This is a genomic window from Pseudomonas amygdali, assembly GCF_002699855.1.
GTDB classification, from domain to species: Bacteria; Pseudomonadota; Gammaproteobacteria; order Pseudomonadales; family Pseudomonadaceae; genus Aquipseudomonas; species Aquipseudomonas amygdali.
This window is the reverse complement of the sequence record NZ_LKBW01000299.1, coordinates 37,309-58,650: the sequence shown is the minus strand read 5'-3', so window position 1 is coordinate 58,650 and position 21,342 is coordinate 37,309. Positions and strand designations below refer to the sequence as shown.

The 21,342-nt window shown below is 58.6% G+C and carries 14 protein-coding genes and 1 pseudogene; 9 read left to right on the top strand and 6 right to left on the bottom strand.

Annotation, left to right across the window (positions count from 1 at the left end; genetic code table 11):
• Positions 1 to 104 precede the first annotated feature (104 nt).
• Positions 105 to 497, top strand: coding sequence for a MerR family transcriptional regulator (locus tag AO277_RS23615; RefSeq protein WP_044318532.1), 393 nt, complete (start codon positions 105 to 107; stop codon positions 495 to 497).
• A gap of 18 nt (positions 498 to 515) precedes the next feature.
• Complete coding sequence (locus AO277_RS23610) at positions 516 to 1,415, top strand: hydroxymethylglutaryl-CoA lyase (protein ID WP_044318531.1); 900 nt, start codon at positions 516 to 518, stop codon at positions 1,413 to 1,415.
• 283 nt (positions 1,416 to 1,698) lie between these two features.
• Here AO277_RS23610 and AO277_RS23605 read toward each other — a convergent pair.
• Positions 1,699 to 1,955, bottom strand: a pseudogene (locus tag AO277_RS23605) (hypothetical protein).
• A 206-nt stretch (positions 1,956 to 2,161) separates the two neighbouring features.
• Between AO277_RS23605 and AO277_RS23600 the strand changes: the two are divergent.
• From AO277_RS23600 to AO277_RS23585, 4 genes are read left to right on the top strand one after another with little or no spacing between them, the layout of a single operon-like run.
• On the top strand, positions 2,162 to 3,325 hold the full coding sequence (locus AO277_RS23600; RefSeq protein WP_044318530.1) for an isovaleryl-CoA dehydrogenase: 1,164 nt from the start codon (positions 2,162 to 2,164) through the stop codon (positions 3,323 to 3,325).
• Positions 3,326 to 3,338: 13 nt separating this feature from the next.
• Positions 3,339 to 4,946 carry a carboxyl transferase domain-containing protein gene (locus tag AO277_RS23595; RefSeq protein WP_044318529.1) on the top strand — a complete coding sequence of 536 codons (1,608 nt, stop codon included), beginning with the start codon at positions 3,339 to 3,341 and terminating at the stop codon, positions 4,944 to 4,946.
• Between the two features lie 14 nt (positions 4,947 to 4,960).
• Complete coding sequence (locus tag AO277_RS23590; protein WP_044318542.1) at positions 4,961 to 5,821, top strand: gamma-carboxygeranoyl-CoA hydratase; 861 nt, start codon at positions 4,961 to 4,963, stop codon at positions 5,819 to 5,821.
• Entirely contained in the window at positions 5,818 to 7,767 is a 1,950-nt protein-coding gene (locus AO277_RS23585) for an acetyl/propionyl/methylcrotonyl-CoA carboxylase subunit alpha (protein ID WP_044318528.1), read from the top strand. Before AO277_RS23590 ends, AO277_RS23585 begins: the two co-directional genes overlap by 4 nt.
• A 68-nt stretch (positions 7,768 to 7,835) precedes the next feature.
• Here the strand turns inward: AO277_RS23585 and nfuA are convergent, their stop codons facing one another.
• The 3 genes from nfuA to AO277_RS23570 all read right to left on the bottom strand — a co-directional run bounded on the left by nfuA (position 7,836) and on the right by AO277_RS23570 (position 11,835).
• Positions 7,836 to 8,429: a Fe-S biogenesis protein NfuA gene (gene nfuA, locus AO277_RS23580; RefSeq protein ID WP_044318527.1), complete on the bottom strand. Its 594-nt coding sequence runs from the start codon at positions 8,427 to 8,429 to the stop codon at positions 7,836 to 7,838.
• A gap of 70 nt (positions 8,430 to 8,499) precedes the next feature.
• Complete coding sequence (locus tag AO277_RS23575; RefSeq protein ID WP_044318526.1) at positions 8,500 to 9,522, bottom strand: acyltransferase family protein; 1,023 nt, start codon at positions 9,520 to 9,522, stop codon at positions 8,500 to 8,502.
• A gap of 180 nt (positions 9,523 to 9,702) precedes the next feature.
• Entirely contained in the window at positions 9,703 to 11,835 is a 2,133-nt protein-coding gene (locus AO277_RS23570; protein ID WP_044318541.1) for a fatty acid cis/trans isomerase, read from the bottom strand.
• Positions 11,836 to 12,167: 332 nt separating this feature from the next.
• On the opposite strand from AO277_RS23570, the gene metH reads away from it, so the two are divergent.
• Positions 12,168 to 15,887: a methionine synthase gene (gene metH, locus AO277_RS23565; RefSeq protein WP_044318314.1), complete on the top strand. Its 3,720-nt coding sequence runs from the start codon at positions 12,168 to 12,170 to the stop codon at positions 15,885 to 15,887.
• Positions 15,888 to 15,893: 6 nt separating this feature from the next.
• On the opposite strand, the gene AO277_RS23560 is transcribed toward metH, so the two are convergent.
• Entirely contained in the window at positions 15,894 to 16,994 is a 1,101-nt protein-coding gene (locus tag AO277_RS23560; protein ID WP_044318313.1) for an ABC transporter substrate-binding protein, read from the bottom strand.
• Between the two features lie 554 nt (positions 16,995 to 17,548).
• On the opposite strand from AO277_RS23560, the gene AO277_RS23555 reads away from it, so the two are divergent.
• Together AO277_RS23555 and AO277_RS23550 are read left to right on the top strand one after the other, a co-directional pair.
• Entirely contained in the window at positions 17,549 to 19,207 is a 1,659-nt protein-coding gene (locus AO277_RS23555; protein ID WP_002553658.1) for a nitrite/sulfite reductase, read from the top strand.
• Positions 19,191 to 19,685: a DUF934 domain-containing protein gene (locus tag AO277_RS23550; protein ID WP_044318312.1), complete on the top strand. Its 495-nt coding sequence runs from the start codon at positions 19,191 to 19,193 to the stop codon at positions 19,683 to 19,685. Before AO277_RS23555 ends, AO277_RS23550 begins: the two co-directional genes overlap by 17 nt.
• Positions 19,686 to 20,193: 508 nt before the next feature.
• On the opposite strand, the gene sohB is transcribed toward AO277_RS23550, so the two are convergent.
• Positions 20,194 to 21,216 (bottom strand): protease SohB, encoded by a 1,023-nt coding sequence (sohB, locus tag AO277_RS23535; protein WP_044318311.1) that lies wholly within the window; start codon positions 21,214 to 21,216, stop codon positions 20,194 to 20,196.
• Positions 21,217 to 21,342: the final 126 nt, after the last annotated feature.

Below are 21,342 nucleotides of genomic sequence, written 5' to 3'. Positions count from 1 at the left end.
ATTTGGCAGGCGCGGCTTGGCGCGCCTTGACAACACGACTTCTGCTTGACGCTTACGTAAAGCACGCCGTAGGTTGAGTGCTGAATATCTCGTTGAGCGACACCATGAGCAGTCAGACCTACAGCATTTCCGAGCTCGCCCGTGAGCTGGATATCACCAGCCGCGCGATCCGCTTTTACGAAGAGCAAGGCATGCTCAGCCCTGAACGCAAGGGACTGGAGCGCATCTACACCGCCCGTGACAAAGTCACCCTGAAACTGATCCTGCGCGGCAAACGCATTGGTTTTTCGCTGGCTGAATGCAAGGAACTAATCTCGCTGTACGACCCTGCCGGTGACAACCAGAAGCAGTTGCAGACCATGCTCGGCAAGATCGCCGAGCGCCGTGAACAGCTCGAACAACAATTGCTGGACATCCGGCAAATGCAACTGGAGCTGGACACCGCCGAAGAGCGTTGCCGGACTGCGCTCGATAAAACTGCTGCCACTTCACACTGACCACCAAAAGGCACTGCCATGTCTCTTCCACAAAAGGTAAATATCGTTGAAGTCGGCCCGCGTGACGGCCTGCAGAATGAAGCACAACCGATCAGTATCGACGACAAGGTGCGCTTGGTGGATGACCTGACGGCAGCCGGACTGAGCCACATTGAAGTCGGCAGCTTTGTATCGGCCAAATGGGTGCCGCAGATGGCTGGCTCCGCCCAGGTGTTCGAAAATATCCAGCGGCGTGCAGGCGTTATCTACTCTGCCCTGGCACCCAACCTGCGCGGGTTCGAAGATGCGTTGGCGGCCGGCGTCAGAGAGGTCGCGGTGTTTGCAGCGGCAACCGAAGGGTTCTCCCGGCGTAACCTCAATTGCTCGATCAGCGAAAGCCTGGAGCGCTTTGCGCCCATCATGGCGGCGGCGCAGATGCATGGTGTGCAGGTTCGGGGTTATGTGTCGTGCGTGTTGGGCTGCCCTTATGAGGGCAGTGTCTCGCCGCAGCAGGTCGCAGCCGTCGCCAACGAACTCTACGCGATGGGTTGCTATGAAGTTTCGCTGGGCGACACCATCGGCACCGGCACGCCGGGGGCCACGCGAGCGCTGTTCAACGCCGTCTCTGCGCAGATCCCGCGAGGCAAGCTTGCCGGGCACTTCCACGACACTTACGGTCAGGCGCTGGTGAATATCTACGCCAGCCTGGAGGAAGGTATCCAGGTCTTCGACAGTTCCGTGGCAGGCCTGGGCGGCTGCCCGTACGCCAAGGGTGCCAGCGGCAATGTTGCCACTGAGGACGTGCAGTACATGTTGCAGGGCATGGGTATTGAAACCGGGGTAGATCTGGACCAGGTCATCGCCGCAGGCCAGCGCATCTGCGGCGTACTGCAACGCAGCAATGGCTCGCGCGTGGCCAGGGCCCGGCTGTCTGCGTAACGACTATCACCTGTCGGTAACAGGGTGCGACAACTTGTCACACAGTGTTACCCTGCCCCGCGTACAGTCGAGACAAACGGGTAACACAGAAACACTCGGCAACTGAATCAGATGGCCCGATGCCCGAAAAAGACGTTCAGCTCCCGGTATTACGGGGCTTTTAAAAAACTGGCACGGGTCCTGCTATATCCTTTGTACAACAAAAATAAAAACACGCAGCAACCCAATAAAAACAACACGTACCGGCTCTGACACAACAAGAACAACACGGACAGAGACGTAGCTAACAGATTTTTTTGAAGTGGACAGCTTTTCTGAACTGCTTGCGTTGCAAGTCGTTCTGCAGCCAGACAGAGAATAACAAAACTGCCCCGAGGCAGCTCCCGAACTGGTGGATCACATGATGAAAGCTTGATCAGCGCTCAAAAAAATACGTTTGCTCTTGGTCCCGCATGCGGACCGCTCAAAAAAGCAGTAAAGGGCCAGGTCGCCAAAAACAACAACAGGCCACCCGAAAAACAAAAAAGAGCATAGAGACATACCTTGAAACATACCTTGAAACATACCTTGAAGGGGAGCCCAGGCTCCCCTTCGTGCTTTCCAGCGTTTGCTTTTGCCTCCCGACTCTCCCCCACCCTCTGCGCACAAGCCTGATTGACAGCACACATCCGCAGGTTTACGTTAACGTAAAGGTCATAGCCAGTCCGCATAGAATCATCTCCAAGAATAAAACAGGAACGCTACCCATGAGTTACCCCAGCCTGAACTTCGCCTTGGGCGAAACCATCGACATGCTGCGCGACCAATTGCAATCCTTCGTCGCCGCAGAGCTCGCCCCGCGCGCCGCGCAGATCGACAAGGACAACCTGTTCCCAGTCGACATGTGGCGCAAATTCGGTGAGATGGGCGTGCTCGGCATCACGGTCAGCGAGGAATACGGTGGCGCAGGCCTGGGTTATCTGGCGCATGTCGTGGCGATGGAAGAAATCAGCCGTGGCTCGGCATCGGTGGCACTTTCCTACGGCGCACATTCCAACCTGTGCGTGAATCAGATCAACCGCAATGGCAGCCCGGCGCAGAAAGCCCGATACCTGCCCAAGCTGATCAGCGGCGAGCACATTGGCGCGCTGGCCATGAGCGAACCCAATGCAGGCTCGGACGTGGTATCGATGAAGCTGCGCGCCGACAAGCGTGGTGATCGCTATGTGTTAAATGGCAGCAAGACCTGGATCACCAACGGGCCTGACGCCAATACCTACGTGATCTACGCCAAGACCGATCTGCAAAAGGCTGCGCATGGCATTAGCGCATTCATCGTCGAGCGTGACTGGAAAGGCTTCTCGCGCGGCAGCAAGTTCGACAAGCTGGGCATGCGCGGTTCCAATACCTGCGAGCTGTTTTTCGATGATGTCGAGGTGCCCGAAGAGAACCTGCTGGGCGCGCTTGATGGTGGTGTCAGAGTCCTGATGAGCGGCCTCGATTATGAACGCGTCGTGCTCTCTGGCGGGCCGACCGGAATCATGCAGGCCTGCATGGACGTGGTGGTGCCCTACATTCACGACCGCAAGCAGTTCGGCCAGAGCATCGGCGAGTTCCAGCTGATTCAGGGCAAGGTCGCAGACATGTACACCCAGCTCAACGCCAGCCGGGCCTACCTGTACGCCGTCGCCCAAGCCTGTGATCGTGGCGAGACCACGCGCAAGGACGCAGCGGGCGTGATCCTCTACAGCGCCGAACGCGCCACGCAGATGGCGCTGGATGCCATCCAGATTCTGGGCGGCAATGGCTACATCAACGAATTCCCGGCCGGTCGACTGTTGCGCGACGCCAAACTCTACGAGATCGGTGCAGGCACCAGCGAGATCCGGCGCATGCTCATCGGTCGCGAACTGTTCAACGAAACCCGTTGATTGCGGAGCTACCATGACCATTCTGCAGACTCGCATCAACGCCCGCTCGCCGGAATTTGCCCTTAATCGCACCACGCTGCTCAAGCAGGTCGAAGAGCTCCGTATGTTGCTGAGCATCGTTCGCCAAGGCGGCGGGCCCAAGGCACAGGAACGTCATACGTCACGCGGCAAGCTGCTGCCGCGCGAACGTATCAACCGTTTACTGGACAGCGGCTCGCCGTTTCTGGAGATCGGCCAACTGGCCGCCCATGAGGTATATGGCGAAGAGGTTCCGGCCGCCGGGGTAATAGCCGGTATTGGCCGGGTCGAGGGCGTCGAGTGCATGATCATCGCCAACGACGCGACGGTCAAAGGTGGCTCCTATTACCCGCTGACCGTCAAAAAGCACCTGCGCGCGCAGACCATCGCCCAGCAAAACCGCCTGCCGTGCATTTACCTGGTGGACTCCGGTGGTGCCAACCTGCCGCGCCAGGACGAAGTGTTTCCGGACCGCGAACACTTCGGGCGAATCTTCTTCAATCAAGCCAACATGAGCGCACAAGGCATTCCCCAGATTGCCGTGGTCATGGGTTCCTGTACCGCAGGCGGGGCCTATGTTCCGGCCATGGCCGACGAAGCGATCATGGTGCGTCAGCAAGCCACCATCTTCCTCGCAGGCCCGCCACTGGTAAAAGCTGCCACCGGAGAAATAGTCAGCGCTGAAGACCTGGGCGGTGCCGATGTGCATTGCCGCACCTCCGGGGTGGCCGATCACTATGCCGACAGCGACGAGCACGCGCTGGCATTGGCGCGACGCAGCATCGCCAATCTGAACTGGCGCAAGCAGGGTCAACTGAACACTGTCACACCGATTGCGCCGTTGTACGCAAGCGATGACCTGTACGGCATTATCCCGGCCGACACAAAGCAGCCGTTTGACGTACGCGAAGTCATCGCGCGGTTGGTGGATGGCTCGGTACTGGATGAATTCAAGGCGTTGTTTGGCACCACGCTGGTCTGCGGCTTCGCTCGCCTGCATGGCTACCCGATCGCGATTCTAGCCAACAATGGGATTCTGTTCGCAGAAGCTGCGCAAAAAGGCGCGCACTTTATCGAACTGGCCTGCCAAAGGGGAATTCCCCTGCTGTTTCTGCAGAACATCACCGGTTTCATGGTCGGTCAGAAGTATGAAGCCGGGGGCATCGCCAAGCATGGTGCCAAGCTGGTGACCGCCGTGGCCTGCGCGAAGGTGCCGAAATTCACGGTCATCATCGGCGGCAGTTTCGGCGCAGGAAATTACGGCATGTGCGGCCGCGCCTACGACCCGCGCTTCCTGTGGACGTGGCCCAACGCGAGAATCGGCGTGATGGGCGGCGAGCAGGCAGCGGGCGTGCTGGTGCAGGTCAAGTGCGAGCAGGCGGAACGTGCCGGCCAGGCCTTCAGCGCCGAGCAGCAGGCTGAACTGAAGCAGCCGATTCTCGATCAGTACGAGCATCAAGGGCATCCTTATTACTCCAGCGCCCGACTGTGGGACGACGGAGTCATCGACCCGGCACAAACCCGCGACATTCTTGCGCTGGCCCTGTCCGCCTCGCTCAATGCGCCCATCGAACCTACCACCTTCGGCCTGTTCCGGATGTGAGGCGGGAAATGACCATGACTTCGACCTCATTCGCGACCATAGAGTTGATCACCGACCCACGTGGTTTCGCCACGCTGTGGCTAAATAGACCGGACAAGAACAATGCCTTCAATGCGCAGATGATTCGCGAGTTGATCCTCGCGCTGGACCAGGTGCAAAGTGATGTCGGCCTGCGCTTTCTGCTGGTGCGCGGGCGTGGCAGGCATTTCAGCGCCGGTGCCGATCTGGCCTGGATGCAGCAGGCCGCAGAGCTGGACTACAACACCAATCTGGATGATGCCCGTGAACTGGCAGAGCTGATGTACAGCCTCGCCAAATTGAAAATCCCGACGCTTGCGGTGGTGCAAGGTGCAGCGTTCGGTGGCGCGCTGGGCCTGATCAGTTGCTGCGACATGGCCATTGCGACGGCAGATGCGCAGTTCTGCCTGTCAGAAGTACGCATAGGTCTGGCTCCAGCGGTTATCAGTCCGTTTGTGGTACAGGCCATCGGCGAACGCGCCGCGCGGCGCTACGCCCTGACCGCCGAGCGTTTCGATGGCCAGCGAGCGCAGCAGATGGGGCTGATAGCTGAGTGCTACCCGGCTGCCGACCTGCAAGCCCGCACGCAGGAGTGGATCGACAACCTGCTGCTTAACAGCCCGCAGGCCATGCGAGTCAGCAAGGAGTTGCTGCGCGAAGTCGGTAGCGGCGAACTCACACCCGCATTGCGTCGCTACTGTGAAAGCGCCATCGCGCGCATCCGCACCAGCGCCGAAGGCCAGGAAGGCCTGCGCGCCTTCCTGCAAAAACGTACACCCGGCTGGCAGCCACACGGCGATCAAACGCCAGCAGCGCTTGCAGCCCGGCAAGAATCACAGAAGGACTCGCAATCATGAGTACCCCAGAGCTGACCACGCTGCTGATCGCCAACCGCGGTGAAATTGCCTGTCGCATCATGCGGACCGCGAAAACCATGGGGCTCACCACAGTCGCCGTGCACAGTGCCATTGACCGTGACACACGGCATAGCCGAGAGGCTGATATCCGTGTGGACCTTGGAGGCAGCAAGGCAGCAGAAAGCTACCTGGCGATCGACAAGCTTATCGATGCGGCCAGGGCAAGCGGTGCACAAGCGATGCACCCCGGCTACGGTTTTTTGTCCGAAAATGCCGACTTTGCCCGTGCCATTGAAGAGGCAGGGCTGATTTTCCTCGGCCCATCCGCCTCGGCCATCGACGCCATGGGCAGCAAATCTGCCGCCAAGGCGCTGATGGATCAAGCTGGCGTGCCATTGGTGCCTGGCTATCACGGCGACGCACAGGACATCGAGACGTTCCGCAGCGCCGCTGAACGCATCGGTTACCCCGTGCTGTTGAAAGCCACGGCAGGCGGTGGCGGCAAAGGCATGAAGGTGGTGGAGCACAGCGGCGAAATGGCCGAAGCGCTGGCCTCTGCGCAACGCGAGGCGCTCTCATCGTTCGGCGACGCGCGAATGCTGGTGGAGAAATACGTCCTCACTCCGCGCCACGTCGAGATTCAGGTGTTTGCCGACCGCCATGGTCACTGTCTCTACCTCAATGAGCGCGACTGCTCCATTCAGCGCCGACACCAGAAGGTCGTCGAAGAAGCACCTGCGCCCGGCCTGACACCCGAACTGCGCAAAGCCATGGGTGAAGCGGCGGTCAAGGCCGCACAGGCAATCGGCTACGTGGGTGCAGGCACGGTGGAATTCCTGCTGGACGCGCGCGGCGAGTTTTTCTTCATGGAGATGAATACCCGCCTGCAAGTCGAGCACCCGGTGACCGAGTACATCACGGGCCTGGATCTGGTGGAATGGCAGATTCGGGTGGCCAGAGGCGAACCGCTGCCTATTACTCAGGAACAAGTGCCACTGATCGGTCACGCCATTGAGGTCCGGTTATACGCCGAAGACCCGGCCAACGATTTTCTGCCTGCGACCGGCACGCTGGAACTCTACAGAGAATCCGCGTCCGGCCCCGGCAAGCGTGTGGACAATGGCGTTAGCGAGGGTGACAACATTTCACCCTTCTATGACCCCATGCTCGGCAAACTGATTGCCTGGGGCGAAAACCGTGAGCAGGCCCGTTTGCGCCTGCTCGCTATGCTGGATGAGTTTGCAGTGGGCGGTGTCAGAACCAACCTCGCATTTTTGCGCAGAATCATCGCCCATCCGGCGTTTGCCGCCGCGGAACTGGACACCGGCTTCATCCCCCGCTATCAGGATCAATTGCTGCCGCAAGCGGGTGAACTGTGTGAGGAATTCTGGCAGGCCGCCGCCGAGGCCTTCAGCCAGAGCGAAACGGCACGCGTCGATCAAGCCGACCTGCACTCGCCCTGGGCGGTCACGACAGGCTTTCGCGCAGGCCTGCCTGCAGAGACGGATCTGCGACTGAGCTGCAATGGTCAAACCCGAACCGTCTACCTGCGCAACAGCAGCGACTCACCGTTCAAACTCAGCAACGAACATCTGGCTGTCGAGCACAACGGTGTGCGCCGCTCGCATCTGGCGATACGCCGTGGCAATGCGCTTTACCTCAAATGGCAAGGCGACCTACACACCATCACCCGACTTGACCCCATCGCGCAGGCCGATGCCAGTGATAGCCAGCATGGAGGCCTGACAGCCCCCATGAATGGCAGCATCGTGCGCGTGCTGGTTGAAGTGGGTCAGACGGTCGAGATCGGGGCGCAACTGGTGGTGCTGGAGGCCATGAAGATGGAACACAGCATCCGCGCTGCCAGTGCCGGCGTTGTCACAGCGCTTTACTGCCATGAGGGAGAGATGGTCAACGAAGGCGCAGTACTGGTGGAACTGACCTGACCACCAGCGACGGCCGCACACGAAAACGCCCTGAACAGTCAGGGCGTTTTTGCGCAGCAGAGAAAGGCTTAGTAGTAAGCGTTTTCTTTCTGCGTATGGTCGGTCACATCGCGAACACCCGACAGCTCGGGAATGCGCTCAAGCAACGTACGCTCGATACCTTCCTTCAACGTGACATCGGCCTGACCGCAACCCTGGCAACCGCCACCGAATTGCAGAACGGCAATGTTTTTCGCTTCTTCTTCAACCACATCGATCAGCGTGACCTGACCACCGTGACTGGCAAGGCCGGGATTGATCTCGGTTTGCAGATAATAATTGATGCGCTCGTTGATCGGGCTGTCGGCGTTGACCATCGGCACCTTGGCGTTTGGTGCCTTGATGGTCAACTGGCCGCCCATGCGATCAGTGGCGTAGTCAACCACGGCATCATCCAGAAACGCTTCGCTGAAACCATCGATCCAGGCGGTGAAGCTCTTCAGGCCGATAGCCTTGTCTTCCGGCGTTTCTTCACCCGGCTTGCAGTAGGCAATGCAGGTTTCAGCGTACTGAGTGCCGGGCTGGGTAATAAATACGCGGATGCCAATGCCCGGGGTGTTCTGCTTTTCCAGCAGATCGGCCAGATAATCGTGGGCGGCATCGGTAATAGTGATAGCGGTCATGAAAATTCCTCGCAGACGTGCCAGCAGTTTACGCCAATCGGCACCGTCACACAAAGTCCTAGTATTTTTGTCAGGTTAATGCCTGCGCCCGGCTGACCGCTCGGCGCCCGTCCAGCCAGCTCTTCATCCTTCGGTAAAGGCCCTTCTCGATCCATTCATAACTCACCCAGGCACCTATGGCGATGATCGGCACGCAGAACGCGAACACCACATAAGGACTGAGGCCAAAGCGTTGCGCCATCAGCAACCCGCCGTACAGCACCAGAACGTGCAGCAGGTACACCGAATACGAGCAGTCACCCAGCACCTTGAGCAGGCGGTTGCCCTGGAAATACGGTTCCAGCGAGATGCACGACAGCACGATCAATGCACTCGGCAGGCCCCAGTTGAGCAGACGCTGCTCATTGGTCAGGTGATTGATCGCATACAGCCCTACCGCAATACCCGCCAGCGGCAGCCATAGCGCCTGTTTGATCCAGCCACGGCGATAGAGGATGCCGATGCCGATACCCAGCAGGAATTCGTAAATGATGTCATTGCCGTAGAAGCGGCTGATCAGCCCGGCGCGAGCCAGAACCTCACTGACCGCAAACAGCGCTGCGGCAATGATCAGCGGCCGGTGACGCTGTTGGAAGAGGAATACCACCGAGAACAGCAGGTAGAAAAACATCTCATAGTTGAGCGTCCAGCCGACGTTAAGCGTCGGGTAAAGGCCATAACCACCGGGGTTTTCGGAAGGAATGAATACCAGTGACAAGAGGAAGTTCTGCCAGCCGATGACCTGATGCGGGAGCATCGGTGCTGCAATCAGCAACAACAGAGCCATGGCGGCGGTGTACAGCCAATAGGCCGGAACAATTCGAATCAGACGATGCAGAATGAAGCGCCGTGCAGGCATATCGCTGTTCTGCGTCGACAAAAAGATAACCAGACCACTGATGACAAAGAAGATATCAACGCCGACCGCGCCCTTCGACACAAAGAACTGTCCCACCGGGCCGCTGGCCTTGAAATCGAAAAAAATCTGCATGAAGTGATGACACACCACGACCCACGCTGCGAACGCCCGTAGCGCCTGAACTGAAATCAACATCACAAAAAACCTCTACTGCCTGACTTTCAATCATGGGTCGTTTGATAAACCGGCCTATGACGCGCACCATTTCGGACCACCTTTTTGGAAAAAAGATCGCACGAGATACATTTCGTTCAGGAAGTAAAGATGGCCGCAGGCCATGTTGCACAAGGGCCTGCGGCGTGAAGCCCCGGTTTTTCAGAGGTTCTCGTAGCGATTCATGTCCAGCACACCCGCTTCGCGTGGTTCAGTTTCCTGAACGTAGCGATTCAGATCGTGGAAGTAACTCCAGAACAGTGGATGAGTACGACGGATGCCCCAACGCTGGACGATTTTTTCGAAACTCGCCTGATCCTTGCTCTGCTGCATGGCATCGACAAAGGCCGGCACCTGTGCGACCGGAATATTGAAGATGAAATTCGGATAACTGCTGAGCACGCCCGGGTAGACGGTCAGTGTGTCCAGCCCCGGTATATAGCGATAAGACTCGCCCAGCAGAAACGCGACGTTACTGTGCGCACGGTTGCGCAGCATGCTGTAGATCATGCGTTTGCCGTCGCTGCCCTCGATGCGCAGCATGCTTGCTTCCGGCAATTGATCGATGACTTTCAGGCCCGCCGCCGGGCGTGAGGTCAAACGGCTCAGTGCCTGTTCCGCCTGGGCAAAACTGCTGTCGAGGTTTGGCCGAGAACAATACGCCCCGCTACAGCGGTTGATTGGATCAGGCGCGGCATTCAGGCTTCCGGAACGCTCGATCAGCTTGAACGCAAAGTCACGCTGCGGGGCCTTTTCATCGAGTTTGATACCGGTTGGCGTATCGTCATCGATCTTCTGGTAATCCAGCCACATCTTGATCTTGCCGCCATCCTGATAAAGATTGCTGAGTATGTCTTCCCGGCGATCGGCGGGCATCAGGCGCAGGAAGTTGATCTCGGCACCGTTGCGGATCAAATCGAAATACAGCCGGGTCTGTGCCTGATGTGAAACGTTGCCATAGACATCGAAGTTCACCGCCAACTGGTAATAGGTACGCTCCAGCAACGGGAAGTCGAACAACCACATGGAGTGCGGCACGTCGCCAATCAGGCCTTTATTGACCGAAGCGCTGTCGAAATGACGGAAAACGGTCAGCAAGGCATTGTCGTTGCCAGCCCACAGCGTGCTCCACCCCGGTGCCGGCATTTTTGCGTAACTGTCGCGGCGCATGTCTTCATATTGATTACGCCGGTCCCGGTACGACAGCCACAGGCTGAGCACGCTGCCGACGTCATCGTTCTGCCCCGGCATGGCCAGTAAAGGCGTGGCCTGCCCGCGATAAGCCGCATCGGTGATGTAGTGGTCGTGCGCCGGGGCCTGGAACAGTACCCAGAACTGATCGCGAATCACATCGGTCGCGATCTGCCCGCGACAGACCGGCCCGCGAATGAAGGTGCGGACGAAATACTCGGCGTTGTCGAGCATGAACTGATAACGCGCCGCTGCCGGGATCGCTTCAAAGGTCAGGAACGGATTGGCCCGATGGCCAGGGCCATAGCCAGGCAGTGCGTTGACCTTCCAGTCTTTACCGTAGAACAACTGCCTGACCCGCATCAGTTTCTGTGGGCTCATGGCATAGGTAATGTGGGTCTTGTGAACGATCACGCCCTGCACAGGGATCAATCGATAATAGAAGTCACTGCCCGGATCATCGTCGGGGCGACGAGTAGCGATCAGGTCCACAGGCTTGCCGCTTGGAGTTCGCGAGCGCACCCACTGGAAGAAGTGCCCCGCCTCACCGCCTTCGAAATAGATGTGCGCCAGGAACAGGTGCTCGAACAGCCAGCGACCGACCAGCGCCTGATTCGCGCCAGGCTCGTTGAGCTGCGCCTCCCAGGCATTGATCTGCGCGGCCTCGGTGACACTCGGGGTAATGGTCTGCTGCTCCACCGGCGCACCGGCAGCCAGCCAGCGCTGCAGCGTCTGGTATTCGGCATCGGTCAGGCCATCCACCGCCAGTGGCATGCCTTGTTGCGCATGAGCTGCGGCATAGGCGTTGAATTCGCCGGGCAGCGGGCAGACATTTTCGCGATTGATGCCCAGCGCGATCTCGTCCGGAATTTTGCTGTTGGCCGGCAACGGCGCGCTGCGCCCCAGATCGAGCATGCGCGCCATCAGGGCAGCCTGACTGCCCTGGGCCTCCAGCACTGAGTAAAACCCCTTGCCGCGCCAAGCCTCGGTATCACGCGCATCATAAAACAGTCGGGTCGGCGCTACCGCCTCACTGCGCTCGCCCTGGTAAACCGGGATCTTGCTGGCACCACGGCTCACGCCTTCCCCGCTGCCCAGGTTCAGCTGGCAGGGAGCGTCGTTGCAGGCATGGCAGGCAACGCATTTCTCGGTAAGGATCGGCTGAATATCCTTTACGTAGGAAATAGCCGGGCTTGCGGGTATGGCTGAGGGTGTCTGGGCCTGTGCAGCACAGCAGATAAAAAGCAAGGCGATGCTTGCCAACAAACGGTGCGGCATATCCCGTAGGCTCTGTCATTAAGAATGGCACAATTCTACTAGGCCGTAATTGCCTCCAACATGAATGATTTTCATGCAAAAGCCGCAGCACCACCAAAACCGCTCCAGTTTGCTATCATCCCGTCCTTTAAAGTATCGACCTTCTCAAGGTAGCCCCCATGTCTGACCGCAGCGCCCGCCATCAAGCCTTTCTCACTGCTCTGAAACAGAGGATTCTAATCCTCGATGGCGGCATGGGCACCATGATTCAGAGCTACAGGCTTGAAGAGCACGATTATCGGGGCAAGCGCTTCGCCGATTGGCCAAGCGATGTCAAGGGCAACAACGACCTGTTGATCCTGACTCGGCCTGACGTGATCGGCGCCATTGAGAAGGCTTATCTGGATGCCGGTGCCGACATTCTCGAAACCAACACATTCAACGCCACCCAGGTGTCTCAGGCCGATTACGGCATGGAATCGATCGTCTACGAGCTGAACGTCGAAGGCGCGCGCCTGGCGCGCAAGGTCGCAGACGCCAAAACCCTTGAAACGCCGGACAAGCCGCGCTTCGTGGCGGGCGTGCTGGGCCCTACCAGCCGCACCTGCTCGCTGTCGCCGGACGTCAACAACCCTGGCTATCGCAACGTCACGTTCGACGAGCTGGTCGAGAACTACAGCGAAGCCACCAAGGGGCTGATCGAGGGCGGTGCCGACCTGATCCTGATCGAAACCATTTTCGACACCCTCAACGCCAAGGCGGCGATCTTTGCCGTGCAGGGCGTGTTCGAAGAAGTGGGTTTTGAACTGCCGATCATGATTTCCGGGACCATCACCGACGCTTCGGGACGTACCCTGTCGGGACAGACCACAGAAGCCTTCTGGAACTCGATCAGCCACGCCAAACCGATCTCGGTCGGTCTGAACTGCGCGCTGGGTGCCAGCGAGCTGCGCCCTTACCTGCAAGAGCTGGCCAACAAGGCCAACACCCATGTATCTGCGCACCCCAACGCCGGTCTGCCCAACGCCTTTGGCGAATACGACGAGCTGCCGAGCCAGACGGCGAAGATCATCGAAGAGTTCGCGCAAAGCGGCTTCCTGAACATCGTCGGCGGTTGCTGCGGTACGACGCCAGCGCACATCAAGGCGATTGCCGAGGCTGTTTCGGGCTACGCGCCACGCGAAATTCCGGACATTCCAAAAGCCTGCCGCCTGTCGGGCCTGGAACCGTTCACCATTGATCGTCAGTCGCTGTTCGTCAACGTCGGCGAGCGCACCAACATCACCGGCTCTGCCCGCTTTGCCCGTCTGATTCGTGAAGACAACTACACCGAAGCGCTGGAAGTCGCCCTGCAGCAGGTCGAAGCCGGTGCCCAGGTGATCGACATCAACATGGACGAAGGGATGCTCGAATCGAAGAAGGCCATGGTGACCTTCCTCAACCTGATCGCAGGCGAGCCGGACATTTCCCGCGTACCGATCATGATCGACTCCTCCAAGTGGGAAGTGATCGAGGCCGGCCTCAAGTGCATCCAGGGCAAGGGCATCGTCAACTCCATCAGCATGAAGGAAGGCGTCGAGCAGTTCATTCATCACGCGCGGCTGTGCAAGCGATACGGCGCGGCCGTGGTGGTCATGGCCTTCGACGAACAGGGTCAGGCCGATACCGAGGCGCGCAAGAAGGAAATCTGCAAGCGCTCCTACGACATTCTGGTCAACGAAGTGGGCTTCCCGCCGGAAGACATCATCTTCGACCCGAACATCTTCGCCATCGCTACCGGTATTGAAGAGCACAACAACTATGCCGTGGACTTTATCAACGCCTGCGCCTACATCCGTGACGAGCTGCCGTATGCCCTGACCTCGGGTGGGGTGTCCAACGTTTCGTTCTCGTTCCGCGGCAACAACCCGGTGCGCGAGGCGATCCACTCGGTGTTCCTGCTGCATGCGATCCGCAATGGCCTGAGTATGGGCATCGTTAACGCCGGGCAGCTGGAAATCTACGACCAGATTCCCGCTGAACTGCGTGACTGCGTCGAAGACGTAGTGCTCAACCGCAATCCCGAGGGCACGGATGCATTGCTGGCAATTGCCGACAAGTTCAAGGGCGATGGCAGTGTCAAGGAAGCCGAAACCGAAGAATGGCGCAGCTGGCCGGTCAATCAGCGGCTGGAGCATGCGCTGGTCAAGGGCATCACCACTCATATCGTGCAGGACACCGAAGAGTCGCGTCTGGCATTCACCCGCCCCATCGAAGTGATTGAAGGCCCATTGATGGCGGGCATGAACGTGGTCGGTGACCTGTTTGGCGCAGGCAAGATGTTCCTGCCTCAGGTGGTGAAGTCCGCACGGGTCATGAAACAGGCAGTTGCGCACCTGATCCCGTTCATCGAGCTGGAAAAAGGCGACAAGCCAGAGGCCAAGGGCAAGATCCTCATGGCCACGGTCAAGGGCGACGTCCATGACATTGGCAAGAACATCGTCGGCGTGGTGCTGGGCTGTAACGGCTACGATATCGTCGATCTCGGGGTGATGGTGCCTGCCGAGAAAATTCTCCAGGTGGCGCGCGATGAAAAGTGCGACATCATTGGTTTGTCCGGCCTGATCACGCCGTCGCTGGACGAAATGGTCCATGTTGCCCGGGAAATGCAGCGCCAGGACTTCCATCTGCCCTTGATGATCGGTGGCGCGACCACCTCCAAGGCGCACACGGCGGTCAAGATCGAGCCTAAATACAGCAATGATGCAGTCATCTACGTCACCGACGCTTCACGTGCGGTGGGCGTGGCGACCCAGTTACTGTCGAAAGAACTGAAACCGGCCTTCATCGAAAAGACCCGCCTGGAATACGTGGAAGTACGTGAGCGTACCTCGGCACGCAGAGCGCGCACCGAGCGCTTGAGCTATGGCGCGGCGGTGGCGAAGAAGCCGCAGTTCGACTGGGAAAACTACACCCCTGCCCAACCGACCTTCACCGGCACCCGGGTTCTGCAGGATATCGACCTGAACGTGCTGGCCGAATACATCGACTGGACACCGTTCTTCATCTCCTGGGATCTGGCCGGTAAATACCCACGCATCCTGACCGACGAAGTGGTCGGTGAAGCGGCCACCGCGCTGTATGCGGACGCCACTCAGATGCTGCGCAAGCTGATCGACGAGAAACTGATCAGCGCCCGTGCAGTATTCGGCTTCTGGCCAGCCAATCAGGTCAACGATGATGATCTGGAAGTCTATGGCGACGACGGCAAGCCGCTGGCGAAGCTGCATCACCTGCGCCAACAGACCATAAAGCCTGACGGCAAGCCGAATTTCTCGCTGGCCGACTTCGTCGCGCCGAAAGACAGTGGCCTGACCGACTACATCGGTGGCTTCATCACCACAGCCGGCATTGGTGCCGAAGAAGTTGCCAAGGCGTATCAGGACAAGGGCGACGACTACAACTCGATCATGGTCAAGGCGCTCGCCGACCGTCTGGCCGAGGCCTGTGCCGAATGGCTGCACCAGCAGGTGCGCAAGGAATACTGGGGTTACGCGAAAGACGAGGCGCTGGACAACGAGGCGTTGATCAAGGAGCAATACATGGGCATTCGTCCGGCTCCCGGCTACCCGGCCTGCCCGGATCACACCGAAAAAGGCACCCTGTTCGCCCTGCTCGATCCACTGCCGGAAGGCACACCCGAACATACGCCCGGCAAAAGCGGCATGTTCCTGACCGAGCACTACGCAATGTTCCCGGCTGCGGCCGTCAGCGGCTGGTATTTTGCCCATCCTCAGGCGCAGTACTTTGCGGTAGGCAAGGTGGATAAGGATCAGGTCGAAAGCTATACCGCCCGCAAAGGCCAGGACCTGAGCGTCACCGAGCGCTGGCTGGCACCGAACCTGGGTTATGACGAGTAAGCCCGACTACTTGCCGCCTGGGCGATCAGGCGGCAACATGTTTTTCAGGGAAAACGGTGAGTCCTCGCCAAAAGCCCCCACGTTGAATGCCTGGATATCAAGCCGGTAGCGCTCCTCGCGGGTTGCGTTCAGAAAGCGTTGCGTGTCCTGCGGCTCGACCAGGTGCAACACATCGATAGTGCGTGCGCCGACCTGTTGCCGGGCTTGCCGCTGGGCAGTGTCATAGCGATGCAACAGGATGATTGCCCATCCACCCAGGTTGAAATGCCCGGTGGCCACTACGCTCAGGTTGCCATTGAGCTGGGCCTGCAATGACAGTGACGTGCCATTGATAGCACTGAACAATACATCTTCACCCGGTTTGCCGCCTTTTTCCCGCAATGCATCCATCGCACCAAACGCCATTTGCTCGTTGGCAGCCCATACCAGGCGTGTCTGCGGGTAGCGTTTGAACAACACGCGCGCCTGCTCGAGTGCGCGATCCCGACGCCATCCTCCCAGCGCAACTTGCCGCAAATGCACCTCCGGGTGCTCTGACAAGGCGCGCAGCATGCCTTTTTCACGCAACAGGGACACAGGCGTGGTGTTGGTGCCCGAGAACGCGAGCATTTCAACCTCCTGCCCGTCCATGACCGGGTAAGCAAGGCTGATAAGCCTTTTCGCCGTCAGGTAACCACCCTGCTCGTCGTTGCCGACCAGGCTGCCAATGAAATCCGGATAGCGCGACGGCAGATCACCCAGAATACGAATCTGATCCGCCGTCAGTGTATTGTTGACGGCGAACAGCTTGACCCCGCTGCCTGTAGACATACGCAGGATTTCAGGGGCGACATTCAGCTCATTGGAAAACATCAGGTAGTCCGGACGCACATACCCTTGCAGCGTATCGCGCGCCATGGCCAGCAACTTGCGGGTGTCGCGATCGGTATAGAGAATTTTGAGTGACATACCGGTGGTATCGGCGGCCGTCTGCATCACCCGGGCATGGCTCTGCCAATAGCCATCGGTCTCTGTACCGGGACTCAGAAATACCACCGAGGCGGCAAATGCGGATCCTGCCCACCAAAAGCCGAATAGCATTAGCCAGCCAACAAATAGCGCCTTCATATCAACGAACCTTGAGGTAGCAGGAATTTATCGCTACACGCGAGTTATCGGCTGCTACAGCAAGGTTCTGGAGACTCAGGCAAATTCTTTGTTCAGCCTGTCACTGGCTGCTGGCCCAGAACATCGCCGCGCCCACGGCCAGTATGACAATGAATAAAATGGCCAAGGTGTCCACGGATCTGCCCGGTTTGGTTACTTTCGGGTGCTTGCTCATCGCATCGCCTCTTGTCGGTCTTATGGGTGATTGCATATGAAAGGAAGGGTTACGACACTCATTCGGCATCGGTCAATGCACAGTTAAGTCGAGTCTTGCCCACACGGCAAGCAGGGATATGATCAAACCTTTTTTGCTTATCGCTTTTAGTGATTTGCATATATATAAACATCACTTTTATCGATATCTGCAAACTGCTATCGTCGCCTTCGCTCCCGACGGAGTGCGCGGCCGTGCGCGCAGAATTGACCAGATGAAGCAGGCTACCGCGAGTGACGAGCGTGTGCCCGGACTGACGCAACTGCCCTGCTTCATGACGAAGCCTGAGAACAGGACCTATATGTACGTATACGACGATTACGATCAGAAGATCATCGAGGACCGCGTCAAGCAGTTCCGGGATCAGACCCGACGCTATCTGGCCGGGGAACTGAGCGAAGAAGAATTTCGACCGTTGCGCCTGCAAAACGGCCTTTATGTGCAGCGCTTTGCGCCGATGTTGCGTGTGGCGGTTCCATACGGCCAGCTGACCTCGCGTCAGGCGCGCATGATGGCCAAAATTGCCCGTGACTACGACAAGGGCTACGCGCACATCAGTACTCGCCAGAACGTACAGTTCAACTGGCCTGCGCTTGAAGATGTACCGGATATTCTCGCTGAACTGGCGACCGTGCAGATGCACGCGATCCAGACCAGCGGCAACTGCCTGCGCAACGTGACCACCGACCAGTTTGCCGGTGTTGCTGCAGACGAGCTGGTGGACCCACGCCCATGGTGCGAAATCGTCCGCCAGTGGACCACGTTCCACCCGGAGTTCGCCTACCTGCCGCGCAAGTTCAAGATCGCAATCAACGGTTCGACCAGTGATCGCGCCGCCATCGAAGTACATGACATCGGTCTTGAACCGTTGCGCAACGAAGCCGGCGAGCTGGGTTTCCGCGTCCTGGTGGGTGGCGGCCTTGGCCGTACGCCGGTTGTAGGTGCCTTCATCAACGAGTTCCTGCCGTGGCAGGACCTGCTGAGTTACCTCGACGCCATCCTGCGGGTCTACAACCGTTATGGCCGTCGCGATAACAAGTACAAGGCGCGGATCAAGATTCTGGTCAAGGCACTGACGCCCGAGGTGTTCGCCGCCAAGGTCGACGCCGAAATGGCGCACTTGCGTGGTGGCCAGACCACCCTGACCGAAGCCGAAGTGCAGCGCGTTTCCCGGCACTTCGTCGACCCGCAATACAAGGCTCTCAGCGACCAGCACGCCGAACTGGCAGCACTGGACGCTCAACACCCAGGTTTCGCTCGCTGGCGTCAACGCAATGTGCTGGCCCACAAAAAGCCTGGCTACATTGCTGTGACCCTGTCGCTCAAGCCCACCGGCGTTGCGCCGGGCGACGTGACCGACAAGCAGCTTGACGCCATCGCCGATCTGGCCGATCGCTACAGCTTTGGTCAACTGCGCACTTCCCACGAGCAGAACATCATCCTGGCCGACGTCGAGCAGGCCGAGCTGTTCACCCTGTGGAACGAGCTGCGCGACAATGGTTTTGCCACACCGAACATTGGTCTTCTGACCGACATCATCTGCTGCCCTGGCGGTGATTTCTGCTCGTTGGCCAACGCCAAGTCGATTCCGATTGCAGAATCCATCCAGCGCCGCTTCGACGATCTGGACTACCTGTTCGATATCGGCGAGCTGGACCTGAATATTTCCGGCTGCATGAATGCTTGCGGCCACCACCACGTCGGCCATATCGGCGTGCTGGGCGTGGACAAGAAAGGTGAAGAGTTCTATCAGGTCTCACTCGGCGGCAGTGCCAGCCGTGATGCGAGCCTCGGCAAGATCCTCGGCCCTTCCTTTGCCCAGGAGGCGATGCCGGACGTGATCGAGAAGCTGATCGACGTCTACGTTGAAAAACGTACAGAAGACGAGCGCTTTATCGACACCTACCAACGTATTGGCATTGACCCTTTCAAGGAGCGCGTCTATGCAGCGAATCATTAAGAACAACGAAGTCATTGATGAAACCTGGCACTTGTTGCCGAAGGAAACCACCTTTGACAGCCTGTCGAACTGCGACGACCTGATCGTGCCGCTGGGACTGTGGCGCGAACACGCGCATGCATTGAAGGCACGCGATGGCGGTTTGGGCGTATGGCTGGACAGTGATGAAGAAGCCGAAGAGATTGGCGCAGATGTGGACCAGTTTCAGGTCATCGCCCTGAACTTTCCGGCTATCACTGACGGTCGTAGCTTCTCGAACGCGCGCCTGTTGCGTGATCGCTTTGGCTACAAGGGCGAATTACGTGCCATCGGCGACGTGTTGCGCGATCAGTTGTTCTACATGCGCCGCTGTGGCTTCGACGCCTTTGCAGTGCGTGCCGACAAGGACCCGTACGAGGCGCTGGAAGGCCTCAAGGACTTTTCGGTGACCTATCAGGCTGCAACCGACGAGCCGCTACCGCTGTTCCGGCGCCGCTGATTCAGGCGACCTGCATTATCGTCTCTGTGCTCACTTGAGATGACTATCGTGCCTGCGCTCCGCGTAGGCATGCAGTTCGTGGTTCTGTGGTGTCAGGTGATTGGCGTTCGGCTCAGATTCTCGTTCCCACGCTCCGCGTGGTAATGCCTTTCGTGACGCTCTGCGTCACACGGTCGTCCTGCGAGATCAGGCGCCCTGTCACTAACGTCGCACTCTGCGTCGACAGTGCCATCGTGATAAAAAGCGCTTTGGTTTATGTGCCGTGATTACGGGCAAGGCATGACGTTACGCGGCAGCCCAATTGTGACGCAGAGCGTCACGAGACAGCGTGACGACGCGGAGCGTCGCACGATAGTTGGAGATTATCGTTCCGCACGCTCCAGCGTGGGAACGCGGCTCTGGACGCTCTGCGTCCGATCTTGATGTGCGACGCAGAGCGCCGCACGATAGTTGAGGTTATCGCTCGCACCGGAGCATTGGCACAAGTCGTTACCCCCCTAAACAATGCCTACCAGAACCGCTGCTGAGTCAAACGTCCCCACCACTTAGCAGCCAACTGATCCGCCGAGGTGGCTGCAGCCATACCCATGCGCTCTTGCAGGCTCTTGCGTTGCACGTAGTGCAGGTGGAACACGTCTGCATCCTTGGCGCGCTCGGCCAGGTACTCGTCGCTGGTCTTGAGTTCGTCGACCAGCAGTTTGTCGACCGCTGCCATGCCCAGCCATATCTCACCCGTCGCCACTTCGTCGATAGACAACTGCGGGCGGTAGCTGGCAACGAAGTTCTTGAACAGGTCGTGGGTGATGTCCAGGTCCTGCTGGAATTTCTCGCGACCCTTCTCGGTGTTTTCGCCAAACACCGTCAGGGTGCGTTTGTATTCGCCTGCGGTCAGCACTTCAAAATCGATGTCGTGCTTCTTCAGCAAGCGATTGACGTTCGGCAACTGCGCCACGACGCCGATGGACCCGAGGATGGCGAAGGGTGCGCTGATGATCTTGTTGCCGATGCAGGCCATCATGTACCCGCCACTGGCCGCAACCTTGTCGATGCATACGGTCAGTGGAATACCGGCCTGCCGAATGCGTGCCAGTTGCGAGGACGCCAGACCATAGCTGTGCACCATGCCGCCACCGCTTTCCAGACGCAGGACCACTTCGTCCTTGTCGGTGGCCAGCGTCAGCAGAGCGGTAATTTCATGACGCATGCTTTCAGTAGCCGAGGCCTTGATGTCACCGTCGAAATCCAGCACATAGACACGGGATTTTGGCTCGGCCTGCTTTTTTTCTTTTTTCAGGGCCTTGCCCTGCTCCTTGCGCAGCGTCTTGAGGCGCTCTTTGTCGAGCAAGGATTGCTCGAGCCGCTCACGCAGGCCTTTATAGAAATCATTGAGCCGGGTGACCTGCAGTTGCCCGGCCGTTTTGCGACGCCCCTTGCCACGCATGGACGCAATGGCAACCAGCACCACCACGATGGCGATCACCAGCGTCACGGTTTTGGCCAGAAAACTTGCGTAATCGACAACGAAATCCACGAATATCCCTCATTTGCGTCAGGCCTTTACCAATCAAGGGCCGCAATAAATGCAGCATACCGACGCCCCGTGCGACGCACCAGCTATCGAGCCGTTACAAACCATTAAAACGATGATTTCAAACGA

What these genes read in the sequence shown, in the direction of transcription:
- AO277_RS23615 (WP_044318532.1), top strand. Translation starts at nt 105, where the DNA reads ATGAGCAGTCAGACCTACAGCATTTCCGAGCTCGCCCGTGAGCTGGAT.
- AO277_RS23610 (WP_044318531.1), top strand. Translation starts at nt 516, where the DNA reads ATGTCTCTTCCACAAAAGGTAAATATCGTTGAAGTCGGCCCGCGTGAC.
- AO277_RS23600 (WP_044318530.1), top strand. Translation starts at nt 2,162, where the DNA reads ATGAGTTACCCCAGCCTGAACTTCGCCTTGGGCGAAACCATCGACATG.
- AO277_RS23595 (WP_044318529.1), top strand. Translation starts at nt 3,339, where the DNA reads ATGACCATTCTGCAGACTCGCATCAACGCCCGCTCGCCGGAATTTGCC.
- AO277_RS23590 (WP_044318542.1), top strand. Translation starts at nt 4,961, where the DNA reads ATGACTTCGACCTCATTCGCGACCATAGAGTTGATCACCGACCCACGT.
- AO277_RS23585 (WP_044318528.1), top strand. Translation starts at nt 5,818, where the DNA reads ATGAGTACCCCAGAGCTGACCACGCTGCTGATCGCCAACCGCGGTGAA.
- nfuA (WP_044318527.1), bottom strand. Translation starts at nt 8,429, where the DNA reads ATGACCGCTATCACTATTACCGATGCCGCCCACGATTATCTGGCCGAT.
- AO277_RS23575 (WP_044318526.1), bottom strand. Translation starts at nt 9,522, where the DNA reads ATGTTGATTTCAGTTCAGGCGCTACGGGCGTTCGCAGCGTGGGTCGTG.
- metH (WP_044318314.1), top strand. Translation starts at nt 12,168, where the DNA reads ATGTCTGACCGCAGCGCCCGCCATCAAGCCTTTCTCACTGCTCTGAAA.
- AO277_RS23560 (WP_044318313.1), bottom strand. Translation starts at nt 16,994, where the DNA reads ATGAAGGCGCTATTTGTTGGCTGGCTAATGCTATTCGGCTTTTGGTGG.
- AO277_RS23555 (WP_002553658.1), top strand. Translation starts at nt 17,549, where the DNA reads ATGTACGTATACGACGATTACGATCAGAAGATCATCGAGGACCGCGTC.
- AO277_RS23550 (WP_044318312.1), top strand. Translation starts at nt 19,191, where the DNA reads ATGCAGCGAATCATTAAGAACAACGAAGTCATTGATGAAACCTGGCAC.